The 16499-nt window shown below is 40.6% G+C and carries 18 protein-coding genes; 10 read left to right on the plus strand and 8 right to left on the minus strand.

What is annotated here, in order from left to right:
• The coding region (locus ACMUMJ_RS10630; RefSeq protein ID WP_414678892.1) for a helix-turn-helix domain-containing protein at positions 1-135 on the minus strand (135 nt) is incomplete at its 3' end.
• 315 nt (positions 136-450) lie between these two features.
• Here ACMUMJ_RS10630 and ACMUMJ_RS10635 point away from each other — a divergent pair.
• On the plus strand, positions 451-699 hold the full coding sequence (locus ACMUMJ_RS10635) for a nucleotidyltransferase domain-containing protein (protein WP_414678893.1): 249 nt from the start codon (positions 451-453) through the stop codon (positions 697-699).
• Positions 700-765: 66 nt separating this feature from the next.
• Here the strand turns inward: ACMUMJ_RS10635 and ACMUMJ_RS10640 are convergent, their stop codons facing one another.
• From ACMUMJ_RS10640 to ACMUMJ_RS10655, 4 genes are all read right to left on the minus strand, one after another.
• Complete coding sequence (locus tag ACMUMJ_RS10640; RefSeq protein WP_414678809.1) at positions 766-1188, minus strand: VOC family protein; 423 nt, start codon at positions 1186-1188, stop codon at positions 766-768.
• A gap of 167 nt (positions 1189-1355) precedes the next feature.
• The gene (locus ACMUMJ_RS10645; protein WP_414678810.1) at positions 1356-2711 is read right to left on the minus strand and encodes a hypothetical protein; all 1356 of its coding nucleotides are present in this window, start codon (positions 2709-2711) and stop codon (positions 1356-1358) included.
• Between the two features lie 76 nt (positions 2712-2787).
• Positions 2788-3282: a hypothetical protein gene (locus ACMUMJ_RS10650; protein WP_414678811.1), complete on the minus strand. Its 495-nt coding sequence runs from the start codon at positions 3280-3282 to the stop codon at positions 2788-2790.
• A 177-nt stretch (positions 3283-3459) separates the two neighbouring features.
• Positions 3460-3783, minus strand: a complete 324-nt coding sequence (locus ACMUMJ_RS10655) for a hypothetical protein (protein WP_414678812.1) — start codon at positions 3781-3783, stop codon at positions 3460-3462.
• A gap of 109 nt (positions 3784-3892) precedes the next feature.
• On the opposite strand from ACMUMJ_RS10655, the gene ACMUMJ_RS10660 reads away from it, so the two are divergent.
• The gene (locus tag ACMUMJ_RS10660) at positions 3893-4912 is read left to right on the plus strand and encodes a nucleoid-associated protein (protein ID WP_414678813.1); all 1020 of its coding nucleotides are present in this window, start codon (positions 3893-3895) and stop codon (positions 4910-4912) included.
• A 76-nt stretch (positions 4913-4988) separates the two neighbouring features.
• Here ACMUMJ_RS10660 and ACMUMJ_RS10665 read toward each other — a convergent pair whose 3' ends face one another.
• Together ACMUMJ_RS10665 and ACMUMJ_RS10670 are read right to left on the minus strand one after the other, a co-directional pair.
• On the minus strand, positions 4989-5624 hold the full coding sequence (locus tag ACMUMJ_RS10665) for an HAD family hydrolase (RefSeq protein ID WP_414678814.1): 636 nt from the start codon (positions 5622-5624) through the stop codon (positions 4989-4991).
• Between the two features lie 282 nt (positions 5625-5906).
• Positions 5907-6095, minus strand: coding sequence for a hypothetical protein (locus ACMUMJ_RS10670; RefSeq protein ID WP_414678815.1), 189 nt, complete (start codon positions 6093-6095; stop codon positions 5907-5909).
• Positions 6096-6410: 315 nt separating this feature from the next.
• Between ACMUMJ_RS10670 and ACMUMJ_RS10675 the strand changes: the two genes are divergently transcribed.
• Both ACMUMJ_RS10675 and ACMUMJ_RS10680 read left to right on the plus strand, forming a co-directional pair.
• Entirely contained in the window at positions 6411-6887 is a 477-nt protein-coding gene (locus ACMUMJ_RS10675) for a DUF2947 family protein (protein WP_414678816.1), read from the plus strand.
• Between the two features lie 397 nt (positions 6888-7284).
• Positions 7285-8037: a DUF1499 domain-containing protein gene (locus ACMUMJ_RS10680; RefSeq protein WP_414678817.1), complete on the plus strand. Its 753-nt coding sequence runs from the start codon at positions 7285-7287 to the stop codon at positions 8035-8037.
• Positions 8038-8126: 89 nt separating this feature from the next.
• Here ACMUMJ_RS10680 and radD read toward each other — a convergent pair whose 3' ends face one another.
• A complete protein-coding gene (radD, locus tag ACMUMJ_RS10685; RefSeq protein ID WP_414678818.1) occupies positions 8127-9911 on the minus strand; it encodes a DNA repair helicase RadD in 1785 nt (594 codons plus the stop codon).
• A gap of 94 nt (positions 9912-10005) precedes the next feature.
• Between radD and ACMUMJ_RS10690 the strand changes: the two genes are divergently transcribed.
• The 6 genes from ACMUMJ_RS10690 to rnd all read left to right on the plus strand — a co-directional run bounded on the left by ACMUMJ_RS10690 (position 10006) and on the right by rnd (position 16490).
• A complete protein-coding gene (locus ACMUMJ_RS10690) occupies positions 10006-10668 on the plus strand; it encodes a 2OG-Fe(II) oxygenase (protein WP_414678819.1) in 663 nt (220 codons plus the stop codon).
• Between the two features lie 192 nt (positions 10669-10860).
• Entirely contained in the window at positions 10861-11847 is a 987-nt protein-coding gene (gene trhO, locus ACMUMJ_RS10695; protein ID WP_414678821.1) for an oxygen-dependent tRNA uridine(34) hydroxylase TrhO, read from the plus strand.
• A gap of 256 nt (positions 11848-12103) precedes the next feature.
• A complete protein-coding gene (gene dnaX / locus ACMUMJ_RS10700) occupies positions 12104-14398 on the plus strand; it encodes a DNA polymerase III subunit gamma/tau (protein WP_414678822.1) in 2295 nt (764 codons plus the stop codon).
• A gap of 12 nt (positions 14399-14410) precedes the next feature.
• Positions 14411-14737, plus strand: a complete 327-nt coding sequence (locus ACMUMJ_RS10705; protein ID WP_414678823.1) for a YbaB/EbfC family nucleoid-associated protein — start codon at positions 14411-14413, stop codon at positions 14735-14737.
• 12 nt (positions 14738-14749) lie between these two features.
• Positions 14750-15343, plus strand: coding sequence for a recombination mediator RecR (gene recR, locus ACMUMJ_RS10710; protein WP_414678824.1), 594 nt, complete (start codon positions 14750-14752; stop codon positions 15341-15343).
• Between the two features lies 1 nt (position 15344).
• Positions 15345-16490, plus strand: a complete 1146-nt coding sequence (gene rnd / locus ACMUMJ_RS10715; protein WP_414678825.1) for a ribonuclease D — start codon at positions 15345-15347, stop codon at positions 16488-16490.
• Positions 16491-16499 lie beyond the last annotated feature (9 nt).

Below are 16499 nucleotides of genomic sequence, written 5' to 3' on the forward strand. Positions count from 1 at the left end.
ATTCCGCTTTAACTCACGATAAATCGTAGCTCTATGACAATTTAGTGTACGTGCAATATTTGCCACTGATATTTCTTGCCCTAAAAGAGCAGAAATCTGGTATCTTTTGCCTTCGGTCAACTGGTGATAATTCATGTTGGTACTGCTTAGTTTTGTGGTGAAAAGAAGTGTACCAACTTCAGCAGTTGGCTTCTTCTACACCTGATTAGCAGTGTCGCACTTATTATCTGAATTTAGGATTAGGCAATACGGCAGCCCATCAATTTGACAGTACAAGCCACCGTGATGCGCTAAAAGCAATCACGGTTGGTCATGCATTAGCTATGTGGTTTCACATTTAGGCCCTTGTCAGAACGTAAATTGCAAGACATTGAAACCATCGCGAACATCATCCGAGATGTGCTTGATGATTTTATGTAGGACGGGTCGGGTAAGCGGGCTAAGTACGGTATTAATAAGATCATTTTATTTGGTAGTTGTGCAAAAGGCACGTGGGTGAATGATACGGCGAATGGTTATGTGAGTGATTACGATATATTGATAATTGTGAATCAAATTGCCTTGGTAAAGGCGTACGAAGTCTGGTACGTGGTGGAAAATAAAATCGCCCGTAGAATCAAAGCACCACTTGGGCTGATTGTGCACACTCAGCAGGATATGAACGAAATGTTAAAAGAAGGGCATTATCTCTTTCTCTGAATTGATCATTTTCGTGACGCCACGAAAATGATCAAAACCACTTGTATCAAGTGGGTTGGTTGTTTTTTACCAGTTTCCTGTGTTTTCCATTGAGGCCCAAGGTTCTTGCGCTTCAAGGCTTTTGCCTTCTTGTAGTAGCTCGATGGAGATACCGTTAGGGTCTTTAATAAATGCCATATGGCCGTCCCTTGGCGGGCGTAAAATAGTGACGCCTTGATCGCTTAGGGTTTGGCAAACTTGGTAAATATCCGCGACTTCAAAGGCTAAATGGCCGAATTGATCGCCATTATCGTACTCTCTATGATCCCAGTTGTGTGTGAGCTCTACTTCTGGTGCACCTTCTTCTGTTGCGTAATAGATAAGGGAGAAGCGGCCTTTTTCACTGTCATACTGGCGTGTTTTGATTAATCCTAAACCTTGTGTGTAAAACGTGTGGCTTTCTTCTGGTAGGTTAGTGCGAATCATCGCGTGTAAATAACGAATAGACATGGTTCTCTCCATAATGTGTATGGCAATGATGGTAGCGTATTTTCACGCAAAGCTGAATTTCAAAACAAGGAAATAATGTATTTATCTAAAGAGATGCTTGGGTGATTTAAGAAAGTTTTAAAAAGAAGTAATCTATATTGCTTGTGTAGATTACTTCTTTTAATTACTTATTCATAAAGTAATTCTATTGATGAAGGCTCTTTATTCTTTTTATGATCGTCTAATAGAAGAAGTAACGAATTAAGAGAATTAAATTGAGTGTTCATCAAGTAGGGGAATAGGTTGTTATCCAATTCCATACTGTTATTTGGTTTAAACCCTTCTGCTATTCCTTTCGGCGTTATGATCCCTACGCCATTCACTACTTTGAAAACAGGTTCTGGTAATGTAAAGACAACTTCCTCAGAAGTGTGAATAATGCCTTTATTGCCTTCTTTAGAAGAGGTGGTGTAGTTTGCAAAGCGTCCTTCTGAACTTTCACTTGTTGATCCTTCATCACTAAAAATATGAATCATGTGTTCTAAAAACTCAAAATCAGTAGAGTGCATTAATGCGCCAAAACTGGGGTCTAGTAGATGATTAAGAAATTTCTTATCAAGTTTGGTCGAATCGAGAGCGTCGCTGTTTGAGACCCTCTCAACAATTGCTTCATCTTCAGGAATAAAGCTGACAGTGAGTTGATGTCCTTCAAGATCGAAATGCCCAGTATTAAAACCTCCTGATAGCTTTCCATCGTTATGTTGGCGATAACGACCTAAATCTGTTGCTAAACTTCTTAAGTGTTTAAAATCAATATTCTCTTTCTCTGCATAGGCAAACATTTCACCAAAAAGCTCACGGTCTTTCGTTGTTAAGAACTCAGTCAGAGGAAGCAGTACTTTATCTCTTCCCATGCCATTTACACCGCTAACAGGCGGTTTTATGACTCCGCCGTAAAACTCCTCGATCATCAAATCGTACCCTTTAGAACTGCTTGGTTCGGGAATTGTGTTCAAGCTATTAAAGCGTTCATTTAACAGGTTCTCATAATCCTCAGGGAGGAGCGCTTTTTCAAAAGGTGATATGGATTGCTGGCGAGATTGAAAATCGTTAGATATCGTAGGTGACAAGTCTGAATTATTGGCGAGAGACAAATGACTATTAAACAAACTTTTTACCCAATCATCCTCTATTGAGTACCATGTATCTAATGCTAAACGCTTTTCAGAACTTGAAAAGGAATCGCTAATGTCAAAAATCACCGACTCTAATTGTGGTTTAGGCAGTTTAAGTAGAGGTGAATCATCAAGCGTATTTGAGTAAGGTGTTTCTTTTATTGTATTCAGAATGTCTCGTAACTCAGAGGGTGGTAAATTTTTTAATTTACTGTCATTAATCGAAGTCTCTGCCTTGGCTAATTTTTGAGAAAATGACGAGATTGAATTGTCAGAACGTAAGCTCTTTACTATTTCAGGTGGCTTCTGATTATTTGTCGTAATTGGTATCTTGCTACTGTTTTCTGTAATAAATCCTTTTATATCCATATATTATTCCTGGTAATATTTGAATTGAAATAGTAGAAAATGCCTTACACGTATTTAATGTAAGGCAATGTTTAAGTTATCTATAGCTGTCGTAATGGATTGTTACACTTTCCATTCTGTTTGGAGCCGAGTAATGCAGTTCCCCTGTAGAGTCAACTCTATGAATAATTTTAATTTCTATTCCCGGTGCAAATTCCTGGCCATCGAATCTATGTGTTATACCTGTAGAATTTGGAGCAATATCACTATCGCAAAAAAGAGGATCTATACGATAGGGACGAACATAACAAATTTCTACAATCTCATTAGGGGCAGGGTAGCTTGCTGTTGTGTATTCGACGCCAGTAATTTTGCCTTTGCGTTGATAGTAAGGTATCTCAATCCTATCTAAATCAAAGCCTGAAACTGAGGCTGAAGCTCCCGAGATTCCTCCTGCAGCACTTAGTACTAACATTCTATATGGTTGTATATCTTTTTGTATTTGGAACTGTTCCGCAGAACTTTGAGTGCTTAATACGACTAAGAAAGAAGAGATAAATTTAATATTTTCATGATAATCCTTAAGGTCCATTTTTTAGTTAACATCAGAATTACGTACAACTCATGATGAAAACAAAACTATCTTGATGTATTTATATGTCAATGTGCATCAATGTTTTTTATGTCGAGAGGGGTTGCTTTTGGTCTATTATTCAAGGATGACTATAGAGAAGTTTCGTTATGGTTAGAAATAACGGTGATCAGTAGGTTACTCTTCCCACACCCACCTGATAGGGTCTCCGAAGTCGTCGTAGATTACTTTTCTTTTAGGGCTGTTATTGGTGGTTGTCTTAGGGAGGTTATTGTATTTCTGCTGTTTGCGTAGTGCTAATGTGGCGACAACGTAATTCAATGGCGTTCTTGTTTGTTTTGGCCCAGTAAATCCAACATGGCTCGTGTTATACTTGCCATCCACTAATCCAGACTCACCCATATTCGCTTGAGTGATTTCTCCCTTAGATTTTAAGAACTCTTCGATTTGAGCATTTATCTCAGCACGAGTTTCTCTTTTGGTTGTTGGAAGTTTTGTCATAATGTATCAACAGATTATTTCATGGTTAATGTTTTGGGTTAACGTTCTACAATACAGTAAAATTACTGTAATTTGTATATATTTTCTTCGATTTTTTAGGGGGGGGGCAATGTCAATTGCAAACTTAATTGTACATGAAGTACAAAAAAACGCGGGTTCAAGTAAAGCGGTGCTGGTTGCGAGACCGACAGAAAATGCGATAGATGCCCAAGCTGAGGTGCTGGCGGAGCAGGTGGGTAGCCTGTTTAATCGTTCTGGGATGAACACAGGGCAGTTTACCAATCCACAGGGCAGTGAGACGGGGGCAAAGCTACCGACGTTGCTGACTCAGTTTTATGGTGAAAATGGTTTCAATGATTTTGCCGCGTTTTCAAAAGCGTGTGCTTCGGATTTTGTCTCTTGTATTGGTGACGTTGAAGAGGCAGAAGGTGGGTTGTTGTGGTTTAACCATTATGAATTGCATGATACGCATTTTCTTTTCATTGTTTTATTAAAGCGTAAGCAGGGCATGATCCTTAATGCGGATTTAAGCTTGGCGCAAATTGAACAGATCGAATTAGAAAAATTGCATATGGCCATGCGGATTAATTTGTCTGCGTGGGCATCACAAGATGAAAGTCGTTATATCTCATTTCGTTTTGGTCGTGCGAATAAAGTAGAAAGTGATTACTTTACTCGTTTTATCGGGTGTGATGAACCAAAAGTGACGGCAAAAGAAACCCGTAAACTGGTGGACGTAACGTCGGCGTATTGTGAAATGAAATCCTTGCCGACACCAAAAGCCAACGAGCTAAAACGTGTTGTCTCTGAGTTGTGTTTAGAAAAAGCGGATGAGAATGAGCGCCTCGATTTGGTCGAAATGGCGAAAGAAGTGGAAGAGCGCTTTTCTCCTGATGACGCTGGATTGTTTATGGAAATTGCCGAATCAGAGAGTTTTGCCTTGGATCGAGACATGTTTGTTGAAAAGGCCGCACTGAAAAAATTGACCCGTTATTCTGGTAGTTCACGTGCGCTCACCTTGAGTTTTGACAGTGCTCTACTGGGCGAGTCTATTCGCTTTGATGAAGAGACCAATTCGTTGGTGATCACTGATTTGCCTAAGACATTATTGAAGCAACTGAAGAAGTAACAGGCTTTTGTAAGGTGTAAGAGGTAATAGGTAAGAGCGACGGTTTACTATCTGACCGTCGTTCTGTGTTTGTATGTTATAGACTCAGTAGCGTTTCCAATTCTTTCATGGAGTCGAATGTCAGTGCTGCGCCAGCATTGAGTTGTGCTTCCTTGTCCATCGATGCGCTGTACGCGTATACCGTCATGCCTGCACTTGCTGCTGCCGTGATGCCTGCGACCGAATCCTCAATCGCAATGCAATGCTGTGGTTCAATCTGCAATGCCTCTGCTGCTTTTAAATAAAGGTCTGGGCTTGGTTTTGGGTTTTCTACGTCTTCAACGCAAAAGCGAACTTTGAATGTGTCTAACAAGCCTATTTTAGTCAGTTTGAATTTAAGTGACTCGGTTCTGGAGTTGGTTGCCATTGCAAAAGGGCATTTAACTTTTTTGAGTAACTCTATTATTCCGGGAATAGGCGTGAGGCTTTCTGTCATGGCGTCTTTAAAGCGGCTTTGTACTTTTTCACTGAACCCATCAGGCACCGGAGCGTTTAATAATTCAGCAATGGTGATTAGGTTGGCGGTAGCGGCATATCCACTAAAATAGTGATCCATCTCTTTATGGGTAAGGTTAAGACCTAATATAGCTAGCTCTTCTTGGAAAATTTTATTGATCATGTTTTCAGTATCGACAATCACACCATCACAGTCGAAGATTATGGCTTCGTACATAATACAGTCTCTTAAATTACAAATTGGGCAAGTGAATATTAGTGATCTAATGTTACGTTATTCGTACTTAGAGGTGGAGAAATTCTTGTTTCTTTTTTACGAAATAGTAAAAGTGTATGAACAAATGGGTAGAAGAGCGGTGTATTGATTGTATGTAATTTGTTGAAGAGAGGTTGAGAATGTGGGTGTTTAGAAAGGCATTCAGTGTCATTAAAGTATGTTAAAAAGTAATTGATAAAGGGTTAATTATTTTTTTTACCCCATCAATACCGTACTTTTTATTTAAAACTGCGTAGTAAAGCGATTTCTAACGGTGTTTTCGCTTGCTGCTGCACGGGCAGAGACTAGCCATACAATGGCTGCTTTGCTTTGTTTGGCTATGAACGCATAAGTTTTTTTGGTATTTTTGAATTCGGTACCGTCAAAACCCCAGTCAGCCAATAACGCTTCGTATTTTTCTTGAGTATCCATGTTAAGCTCCTAAAATACTATGAAGTTAAAATGTTGTTTTATTACAACAACCTCATAATATGAAAGGATGAGATAATCTACAAACGATGCTTTCTCACATAAAAGGTGAATTTTTCTCATCTATTTGCTGGTTTCTATATTTCATTTATCCAAGAGGGGCCCCATTTCTGAAAGGGTGCTCTTATTGATAGTTGTTAATGCATTCGGTATGGTAGCGGGTATTTTGATTCTTGGTCCTTATTTTCGTGCTTTATCTTGGGAGGTAAGTGGCTGTTTATACGATATGAAGTGTAAGAGAGAGATACAACCTTCTGTATGCAGTATTCTGATTTTAATGCGTTCAAAAAAGCATGGGCTTTTAAGCGCGATGACCCTAAAGTTTCTCCTGAAGACTTGAATGAAATTCGTGTTTTGTCGGTGGAGTTTGCGAATAATATTTGGCGTGATTATGTTAGTGAAGATCACTTGCACCCTGATCATTTCACTGAGTCGGATTGGTTAAATTTAGATATCCATCAAAAGGAAAGTGTTCATTGGGAATCTTGTTGGGAATCTAATGAAGAAAGTCTGCCAGAAGATATTTTGAGTCACGTTGGGCATTGGGGCAGTGACACGAAAGTATTGTTCTGTTATCACAGCGATGAAGTGATTGAAACGACTTGGGGGGTGTTTAGCCGTAATTGGAAAAATTTCTTGTTTTTTGATAATGGTCCAATTTTATTTGGTAAAAAGAAGAGACAAGCTGTGCAATTTTTTAGTAATGGACTGTGTCGATTATTGATGCGAAGTTAGGGCATTTTTCATATTTTTAGCTGAAATGTGATCATCAACTAGATGTCGTTTACCCTATATGCATTTTTCTGTGTTTATGTAACGTGACGGTTGTATTAATCAATTGTTTTCTCTTGTTTTGGGCTCATGCAGACTAGAGAGTGTGCTTCTCCATGATTTTATTTTGGGAGAAGGTCAGCGGTTTTATTTCTTTGAAATTATAGGTGTATCGCTCTTTTTTTAGTTGGGGTTCGATGCAAAACCGATGAAAATTGACTTTTAAATTGTGCTCTATTGGTGGTTGTGGTTACTAATTATGCAAATAACAAGGAATCAAAGTTAAACCAAGGTGTTAGAGCTTTTCAGGGAAACATCCGAGGTATATTGTTAAGTAATTCTTATTAATGATGAGTGAAAAATGAGTCGGTATATCTCACCAATTTTATATATATTGCTATTGTTACTTGGGTGTTTAATCTTTGTATCAATTGCAGGCGTGCGAGTCGGTTTTTTTGAACCAGTAACAGGCTTTGCTTTACTGACTAAAAGCGTCATCGCTTCTATTGTTCTTTCAATCGCGGCTTTTTTATTTGTGTTTCGTTGTCCGTGCGAAAAGGGGTCAAACAGTAAATTCATTTTTTGTTGTGCGGCATTCTTGCCTTTGATATACGGTTTGTTTTGGTTAGGGTTTTATTTTTCGAAATCTGGTCATCCTCACTTATCTGATATTACTACGGATGTTGAAACGCCTCCAAGCTATATACATGTTCCTCTTATTCGTCGATCAATGGAAAATGACACGCTTTATGATGCAGAATCGGTTCGGGTGCAACTTGAGCATTACCCGAATGTAAAGCCCGCATTCTCTCTTTTGAGTGGAGAGGAAGTGTTTAATGAAGTGTTATTGCTGGTGGGTGAGAAGGGGTGGGAGGTTGTTGCAATTTACCCTGAAGCGGGTGTAATTGAGGCGACGGCACGTACACCCGTATTTGGTTTTAGGGACGATGTGGTTTTTCGTGTCCGACAAGAGAATGAGCTGTCACGTGTTGATATGCGCTCCAGTTCACGTACTGGTAGTGCGGATTGGGGGATGAATGCAGATCGCATTAAAGATTTCATGTTAAACCTTGAAACACAATTGCATGACCGAGTTGAAAATACTCCTCAATGAATACTATAAGCAAGCCCTTAGCTCTTTTTATTTTGAATTTACTAAGGGCTTGTTGCGTTATGCGAGGAAATTGCGCGTAACCTACATGGCTAGTTAAGTTGATTGGCTTTTCGATAGGGGCCTTCGTAGTCAAATATGTGCTCTGTAATTTTCCAATATTGACCTTTCTTTTTTGCAATCACAAAATCTGGATGGGGCAGGAATGCTAAAAATGGTGTTACTTCTTCTGCCGTAGTAAAATCTACAGGGCGTGTTGCTTGAGCCAGTCGGCGAGCAAAATATTCATTGAAGCGAGTGAGTGCTGCTTTTTTTCTTAAATCAAACTTTTCTTTAAGTTCACTGCCATCTTCGTCAAAATATCGAATGCTTAATATGCTGTCTTTGATGTTTGTTTCCATACCAGCACAGCGAATGACTTTAGCGTCTTTCAAATTGAGTGCTTTTTTTAGTAGATCGTCTGGGTCAATTAATCTTCCTTCACAGGACTGACAGTGCCTTGCTGCTATGTCATTTTCTTCATTACACAGTGGGCAAGTTTTAAACCGAAATCGATAACTGCATTGGATTAAGCTTTCTTCTGTATTAACTGCATTGGGGTTTTCGACCAATCCATGACATCGACGGCCAAAGTGCTCTATTATGTCTCCATCCTGATCTGTTTTTCCCCAAAAGGTATTGGCAAATTCACAGATTGGACACTCTACCTGTACTGGAACTGAGTCGCTTTTAGGTTTTTTTTCGCCAACCTCTGGCATAAATAAATCGTAACCATTGTTGGCGTAATCTAAGATTAGACAATCCTTCTTATTGTCGCTGAGACGCAATCCCCGACCTACAATTTGTTGGAATAGGCTGATGGATTGAGTGGGTCTTAAAATGGCAATAACATCTACGTGTGGTGCATCGAAACCTGTGGTTAACACGGAGACATTAACTAGGTATTTAATGTGCTTCGCTTTGAAAGCCTGGATAATCTTGTCTCTGTCGGTAATTGAGGTGCTGCTATGGACAAGTTCAACTCCATTATGAGGGTCTTGATTTTGTATGTATTGGGTGATTTCGTGAGCATGTTGCACGGTTGATGCAAAGATCATAACCCCTTGTCGAGCTTGTGAAAGATGAATGATCTGCTCAACAATGGCTTGAGTTACTCTAGGGTATTTGCCGACTAATGTGTTGAGGGATGTGTTGTTCTGGTTTCCTTCATCCTCTGGATTATGGTTTGTCTCCATTTTAGAAAAGTCGTAATGGGCGATGGCCGCATCAAATAAAACAGGGTTGGTTAAATAGCCCTCTTTAATCATTTGTCGCAAAGGCAATTCATAAATGCATTTTTTAAACAGTTTGGGCTCGGTAGAACGAACAAAACCATAATAGTGTTGTTCGTAAATCCAGCCTGATCCTAGGCGAAATGGTGTGGCTGTTAATCCAAGGATTTTTATCTGGGGGTTGATGTCTTTAAGATGCTGGATGACTTGTTGGTATTGAGTGTCTGTGCTGTCTGAAATTCGATGGCATTCATCAATAATCAATAAGCTTATTTCGTGTTTGAACTCAGTTAAATTCGGTGAAAGTGATTGAATACTAGCAAACGTAACGTGTTCGGATGCTGTTTTTTGCCCGAGCCCTGCGGAAAAGATGCCTGCTTTTTTGCCTGTTGCTTCAAATTTTGCGTGGTTTTGTTCGACGAGTTCTTTTACATGGGCAAGGCAAAGTACTCGGCCTCGCGCTAGACGGCTGAGCTCTGCAATGACTAGGCTTTTACCTGCACCAGTTGGTAATACGATGACGGCAGGGGCAAGGGAAGTTCGAAAATGAGAGAGCGTTGCTTGAACTGCTTTGGTTTGGTAGTCACGAAGTTTAAAAGGAATCATGTTTAAGGTAATAATATAATATTTAATGCGTCAGAAAGAGGGTTGTTACAGTATCATGTCACTCGATCTAATGATGTATTTTAGGAAGAGTTTTATGAGCCTTTTAATTGGTTCTAGTAATGTGTTCTCAAAGGTGGCAATGGACGAGCTAATTGACTCGTTAAGATCTAAAGGGTGGTGTGTACTTGATGATCTTTTTTCTAGCGATTTAATTGATAGTTTAGTCACTGAGGCCTCTCAGTTACCAAGAACTGCATTGCAACAGGCAGGTATCGGTAGGCGTACTGATTACCAGGTGAAACAGGATGCTCGACGAGACAGTATTTTGTGGATTGATGCCAATACGGATCTTCGATCTAGGTTCTTAGGGATAATGGAAGCAATGAGGGTGGCCTTAAACCGGTCGCTTCTATTAGGGCTTTTTTATTACGAAGCGCATTTTGCTCGTTATGATAAAGGAGGGTTTTATAAAAAACATCTTGATGCTTTTAAAGGTGAAAGTAATCGGATGTTATCGACTGTGTTGTATTTGAATAATGATTGGCAGACAGATAATGGTGGGGAATTGGTCTTGTTTGATGAATTCGATACCGCGAAAGAAATTGCCCACATTCGACCAGAGAAGGGCCGCTTTGTTGTTTTTCTAAGCGAAAGTTTCTATCACCAAGTCAACCCTGCCAAAGTGTGTCGCCATAGTATTGCTGGGTGGTTTCGAATTAATGCATCGAAACATTCTAGAGTTGACCCAGTCCGTTAAAGGGTATTGCTCTATTTGAGTCTTAATTGATTTACCGCAATGAAAAACGCATTTTTGGGGTCGAAATTACGCAGCGCATTTTCTATAATGCGCTCCGCTAAAAATAGTGTGAATTGGGTTGCTGTAAAAAATTGAAGTAAAAATTGTCATTAATGCTCTGGTTTTACGTTCCAGATCGCAGAGGAGAGAAACGTGTCTGTTGTTGTTTGTGCTTTATATAAATTCGTCACTTTAGAAAATCACCAAGAATTGCGTGAGCCGTTGCAAAACATACTTGAAGAAAATGGCATTCGTGGGACTTTGCTGCTTGCCACAGAGGGAATTAATGGCACGGTAGCTGGTAGTCGAGAGGCTATTGATACCATGCTGGTGTGGTTATCCAAGGTGCCGGGGTTGGATAACTTGTCTTCTAAAGAGTCTTACGATGATGACATGCCTTTTTACCGTACCAAGGTAAAGTTGAAAAAAGAAATTGTTACTATGGGCGTTGAAGGCATTGACCCAAAAGAAGTCGTGGGCACTTATGTTCAGCCAAAGGATTGGAATGCACTTATTTCTGATCCAGACGTGGTGCTGGTGGACACGCGTAATGACTATGAGGTGCAAATTGGCACCTTTAAAAATGCGGTAAACCCAAAAACAGATACGTTTAGAGAGTTCCCTAATTACGTAAAGGAAAACATGGATCCCACAAAACAAAAGAAAGTAGCGATGTTTTGTACTGGCGGCATTCGTTGTGAAAAATCCACAGCGTATATGAAAGAGCAGGGGTTTGAAGAGGTGTATCATCTAGAAGGTGGCATCCTTAAGTATCTAGAGGAAGTATCCCCTGAAGAAACAATGTGGGAAGGCGAATGCTTTGTTTTTGATAATCGTGTGTCTGTAAATCATCATCTTGAAAAAGGTGAGTACGATCAATGTCACGCTTGTCGTATGCCGATTACGGAAGAAGAAAAGCGAGATGCGCGTTTCCAGCAAGGTGTGAGTTGTGTGCATTGTTTTGATAAGGTGTCGGATCAGCAGCGCCAACGGTTTATTGAGCGTGAAAGACAGGTTCAGCTGGCTCGTGAGCGTGGCGAAGAGCACATCGGTGCGGATGTATCGCATGCGGTAGAAAAGCATCGCCAAGAAAAGCAATTGGAAAAAGAACGTCAAAGAGCCTTACGAGCAGCAAAGTAAAATGATGCACTTTATTTTAATAAAGATAATAGTCTCCATTTTACATTAAGGCAATATAGGTACTGCGTGATAGAGGGGTGTGGGTTTTAGGGAGAAACTTGCGTTATGATTGTGGGAGATTAGTATCGCTAACTCAATATTCTATAATGGAAAAATACTTCTGCGCTTAGTTCTAAGATACTCTTTGGTAAGTAGTTCCCTAAAGGGTGTCTGTGCCGTACAATGACAGATCTCACACAAATAGCCAGTGCGGATTATGAGTTATCAAGTTTTAGCCCGTAAGTGGCGACCACAAACTTTTATCGAAATGGCAGGACAAGATCATGTCTTGCAAGCCTTAGTTAATGCATTACGCCAACAACGTTTGCATCATGCCTATTTGTTTACCGGTACCCGTGGTGTCGGTAAAACGACCATAGCTCGAATTTTTGCGAAGTGTTTGAATTGTGAAACCAATGGTATCTCTCCTGAGCCGTGTGGTACGTGTTCTAGTTGTGTCGAAATCGCTCAAGGTAACTTTGTTGATTTAATCGAAGTGGATGCGGCCTCTAGAACCAAAGTAGAAGATACACGAGAACTATTAGAAAATGTGCAATATGCGCCGACCAGAGGACGTTTTAAAGTCTATTTGATAGACGAAGTGCACATGCTGTCTGCGCACTCTTTTAATGCTCTGTTAAAGACGCTTGAAGAGCCACCAGCTCATGTGAAATTTCTTTTGGCGACCACTGACCCTCAAAAACTTCCTGTTACTGTGTTGTCTCGCTGTTTGCAGTTCAATTTAAAAAACATGTCGTCTTCAAGAATAGTGACTTACCTAACGAAAATTTTAGGGGAGGAGCAGCTTGCATTTGAAGAGGCCGCTTTATGGCAAATTGGTCAAGCTGCTAATGGTAGTATGCGAGACGCATTGAGCCTCACCGATCAGGCAATTGCGTTTGGTGATGGTGTGATATCTGAAACAGGCGTAACGTCCATGCTCGGCTTAGTCAACCAAAGTCAAATACTGGCATTGGTTGAACACATTACCAGTAGTGATGCATTGGCGTTATTAAACAAAATAAATGAATTGGCGGATTATCAGCCCGACTTTGTGGCCATTTGTGCGAGTTTGATGGATGTTTTTCATCGTATTGCAATTGAGCAACAGGTTCCCGGAGCGTTAGAAGATCAGTTGGGTGATTTAGAGCACATTCACATGCTAGCGAAACGAACTTCTCCTCAGGAAGTGCAGTTACTGTATCAAAACCTTTTAATTGGTCGCAAAGATCTGCATTTGGCACACTCGCCAAAGTCTGGTTTTGAAATGTTGATGTTGCGCCTTATCGCATTTAGGCCAGCGGCACCTGTTAATATTGAAATGTCTTCTGAGCCTGTCCAGCCGACTGTAGTCCAGCCAAATGCAGTTCAATCAAGTGTCGCTCAGCCAAAGGTCGCGCGAACTGAGAAAACGCTCGATGCTTCTCCAGTGACACCAGTAGAGCGCACCGTTGATGTTCCTCCTAGTATACCGTCTCCACATGAGTCAAAGATTGATTTGCCTGTTCTATTAAATGAGCAAGATGATGTAAGTGTAACGCCGTCTGAGTCTTCGGATTCTCTTTATAAGTCTGCGGAGGTGCGTCCTCCTTGGGAAGAGCCAGTGCTGGAATCTCAAGCTGTTGAGACGGTGGTTAACTTTGCACATGAAGATGCAGAGAATCCTCCTGCCGAGCATTACGAAGGTGACGACAGTGTGGCGCTGGCTCATTCAGAATCTTCCAAGATGAACGTGCCTTTTGTTGAACCAGAGTTTTCTATAGAGATCGAAGAACTTGAGGTTGAGCGTGCGGTCGTTAAGCAAGACATCGACGTGAAGATGACTGAGGCTTCTGAAACGAAACATATGAAAAATGCCGTTGTAGATGATGAAAGTTCTGAAGACGAAAATGAGTTTGATGCTGAAGAAAGGACTATTAATGAATCGATAGATCCTCACTTTTCTGTCTCCGATTTGGTCAATGCATTATCGACAACAGATCAGGATGGCAGTGTTGATCAATCCGAGAGTGTTTTTGAAATAGGTGATGAAGAATCATTACCCAAAGCACAAAAACGCGTTGTTAATACGATTGCCCAACCTGCTCTTGCGATAGAATTACCACCAATATATCATTTTTCTGAATTAACTATGCAAATCTGGTGGCTAGTCGCTCCAAGGCTTGATCTGACTGGTCTGGTGCAAAATATTGTGATGAATTCCAGTCTAATAGAAGCAACAGAGCTGGGTTTAAAAATACAGGTGCCACTAGAGTATGGGCACATGCTAAATCAAGTGCGTTACGAGCAAATTCAACAGGCTCTAGGTGATTTTTTTGGCCTAGCCGTTCCCTTGATAATCGATACCGTCGAAGATGTTTCGGGTGTAACGGCAGAAGAATTTGCTGCCAGTAAACGTGCTGAAGCGCTACAGGCAGCAATCGATCATTTAAACTCACATCCCATTGTTAAAGGGCTTAGTGAGAGCTTGAGTGGTCAACTTATTTATGAATCAGTAAAAGTAAAAGCTTAACGGAGAAAGAACATGTTCAAAGGTGGTATGGGTAATATGATGCGCCAAGCTCAAAAAATGCAGGAAAACGTGCAGAAGGTGCAAGATGAAATTGCCAATATGGAAGTAGAAGGGCAGTCTGGAGCAGGTCTTGTAAAAATATCCATGACGGGGCGTCATGATGTGAAACGTGTTCACATAGATCAAAGCCTTTTCGAAGAAGATAAAGAAATGCTTGAAGATTTAATCGCGGCGGCTGTCAATGATGCAGTCAGAAATATTGAATCAACACAAAAAGAAAAAATGGATGAAGCGACGGCTGGCATGCAATTACCACCAGGCTTCAAAATGCCATTTTAGGAGAAGAAATACGTGTTCAGTCCGCTCATTGATGAATTAATAGAGTCATTGCGTTGCTTACCTGGAGTGGGTCCAAAATCAGCGCAGAAAATGGCATTGTACTTACTTGAGCGTGAATATAAGGGCGCCGACCGTTTGGCTGGTGCTTTACGCACTGCTTTAGATCGAGTTGGAAGGTGTTCTTCTTGCCGTACTTTGACAGAAGAAGCTGAGTGTAAAATCTGTCGAGATGATAAGCGCAACACAGGTGTGATGTGTATTGTGGAAACGCCTGCAGATGTGATTGCCATTGAATCATCGGGTTGCTTTTCAGGGCGTTATTTTGTCTTGATGGGTCACCTATCTCCAATTGATGGTATTGGCCCTGATGAATTGGGTTTAGATAAATTAAAAAACCTTGTTGAATTTAATAATGTTTCTGAAGTTATTATCGCCACTAACTCAACGGTGGAAGGCGAAGCAACCAGCTATTATATTGCTGAGCTGTTAAAAGAGTTGAATATTGACGTAAGTCGCATTGCTCATGGGGTTCCTATGGGTGGTGAGTTGGAATTTGTTGATGGTAATACGTTGGCGTTGGCATTAGATGGGCGGAAGAAGCTGTAGTATGGAATCCTCATTAGAGAATGTAAACCTTATTTGGGTAAACAATAATTCAGAATTAAAAACGTGGTGCGATTATTGGGCTGAGCTGCCTATTATTGCTGTCGATACTGAATTCATTCGACGCACTACTTATTTCCCAATTGCTGGATTGATACAGGTGAGTGAGGGCAAGCAAGCTGTCTTGATTGATCCTTTGTCTATTACAGATTGGACGCCGTTTTCCCAATTAATGGAAAATCAAAATGTCATGAAGGTATTTCATGCTTGTTCTGAAGACTTGGATGTTTTTGAACAATTGATTGGCGTATTGCCTGCACCGTTTTTTGATACTCAAATTGGTGAAGCCTATGCAAGTGGTCAGTGGTCTTTAAGTTATGTGAAGCTTATACATGCTTACACTGGTATTGAGGTAGCAAAAGATGAAACCCGCTCGGATTGGTTAAAGCGACCGTTAACCGAAGCACAAAAACGCTATGCAGCATTGGATGTTGTTTACTTGGCTCAGGTGTATCCATTGCAAAGAAAAACCCTAGAAGAAAAAGGCATCTTGGATTGGGCGCTTGAAGATTGTGATACATTGAAAGAGCAATATCGCATTAATACAAATCCAGAAATGAACTGGAGTGGTATAAAATCGGCTTGGCGTTTGCCTGCACGTAGTTTGACGCTTTTACGCTTGTTATTTATTTGGCGTGATGAGCAAGCTCGTAAAGAAAATGTACCAAAAGGGCAAATTTTAAAAGATCGTACACTGTGGTGCCTAGCCAAACTTCTGCCTGACAGCCATGTGGCCATATCCAAAGCGGAAGAAATAACGCATAAGCAGCAGCGCTTATACGGTGATGTTATTTTGGAAAAAGTGAACATTGTTAAACAGTTGTCGGAAGATGAGCTGGTTGATTTGCTGCCTATGCCGTTGCCTTCTAATGCTGGGGACTTAGCTAAATCTGTGAAGGCATTTATCAGAGCCAGAGCGGATGAATTGAAGGTTGCACCAGAGGCGATGCTGAAGCGTAAATTATTAGATCCAATTATGTATCATCTTTTTAACGGTACGCCATTAGAAGAAAATTCAATCTCCATGACTGGGTGGCGTAAAGACATTATTATTACACCAATTCTTAAAAAATTCGGCAAATATGAATAACCCTAAGAG

The organism is Marinomonas phycocola, assembly GCF_047525455.1.
GTDB lineage: Bacteria > Pseudomonadota > Gammaproteobacteria > Pseudomonadales > Marinomonadaceae > Marinomonas.

What these genes read in the sequence shown, in the direction of transcription:
- ACMUMJ_RS10640 (WP_414678809.1), bottom strand. Translation starts at nt 1,188, where the DNA reads ATGTCTATTCGTTATTTACACGCGATGATTCGCACTAACCTACCAGAA.
- ACMUMJ_RS10645 (WP_414678810.1), bottom strand. Translation starts at nt 2,711, where the DNA reads ATGGATATAAAAGGATTTATTACAGAAAACAGTAGCAAGATACCAATT.
- ACMUMJ_RS10650 (WP_414678811.1), bottom strand. Translation starts at nt 3,282, where the DNA reads ATGGACCTTAAGGATTATCATGAAAATATTAAATTTATCTCTTCTTTC.
- ACMUMJ_RS10655 (WP_414678812.1), bottom strand. Translation starts at nt 3,783, where the DNA reads ATGACAAAACTTCCAACAACCAAAAGAGAAACTCGTGCTGAGATAAAT.
- ACMUMJ_RS10660 (WP_414678813.1), top strand. Translation starts at nt 3,893, where the DNA reads ATGTCAATTGCAAACTTAATTGTACATGAAGTACAAAAAAACGCGGGT.
- ACMUMJ_RS10665 (WP_414678814.1), bottom strand. Translation starts at nt 5,624, where the DNA reads ATGTACGAAGCCATAATCTTCGACTGTGATGGTGTGATTGTCGATACT.
- ACMUMJ_RS10670 (WP_414678815.1), bottom strand. Translation starts at nt 6,095, where the DNA reads ATGGATACTCAAGAAAAATACGAAGCGTTATTGGCTGACTGGGGTTTT.
- ACMUMJ_RS10675 (WP_414678816.1), top strand. Translation starts at nt 6,411, where the DNA reads ATGCAGTATTCTGATTTTAATGCGTTCAAAAAAGCATGGGCTTTTAAG.
- ACMUMJ_RS10680 (WP_414678817.1), top strand. Translation starts at nt 7,285, where the DNA reads ATGAGTCGGTATATCTCACCAATTTTATATATATTGCTATTGTTACTT.
- radD (WP_414678818.1), bottom strand. Translation starts at nt 9,911, where the DNA reads ATGATTCCTTTTAAACTTCGTGACTACCAAACCAAAGCAGTTCAAGCA.
- ACMUMJ_RS10690 (WP_414678819.1), top strand. Translation starts at nt 10,006, where the DNA reads ATGAGCCTTTTAATTGGTTCTAGTAATGTGTTCTCAAAGGTGGCAATG.
- dnaX (WP_414678822.1), top strand. Translation starts at nt 12,104, where the DNA reads ATGAGTTATCAAGTTTTAGCCCGTAAGTGGCGACCACAAACTTTTATC.
- ACMUMJ_RS10705 (WP_414678823.1), top strand. Translation starts at nt 14,411, where the DNA reads ATGTTCAAAGGTGGTATGGGTAATATGATGCGCCAAGCTCAAAAAATG.
- rnd (WP_414678825.1), top strand. Translation starts at nt 15,345, where the DNA reads ATGGAATCCTCATTAGAGAATGTAAACCTTATTTGGGTAAACAATAAT.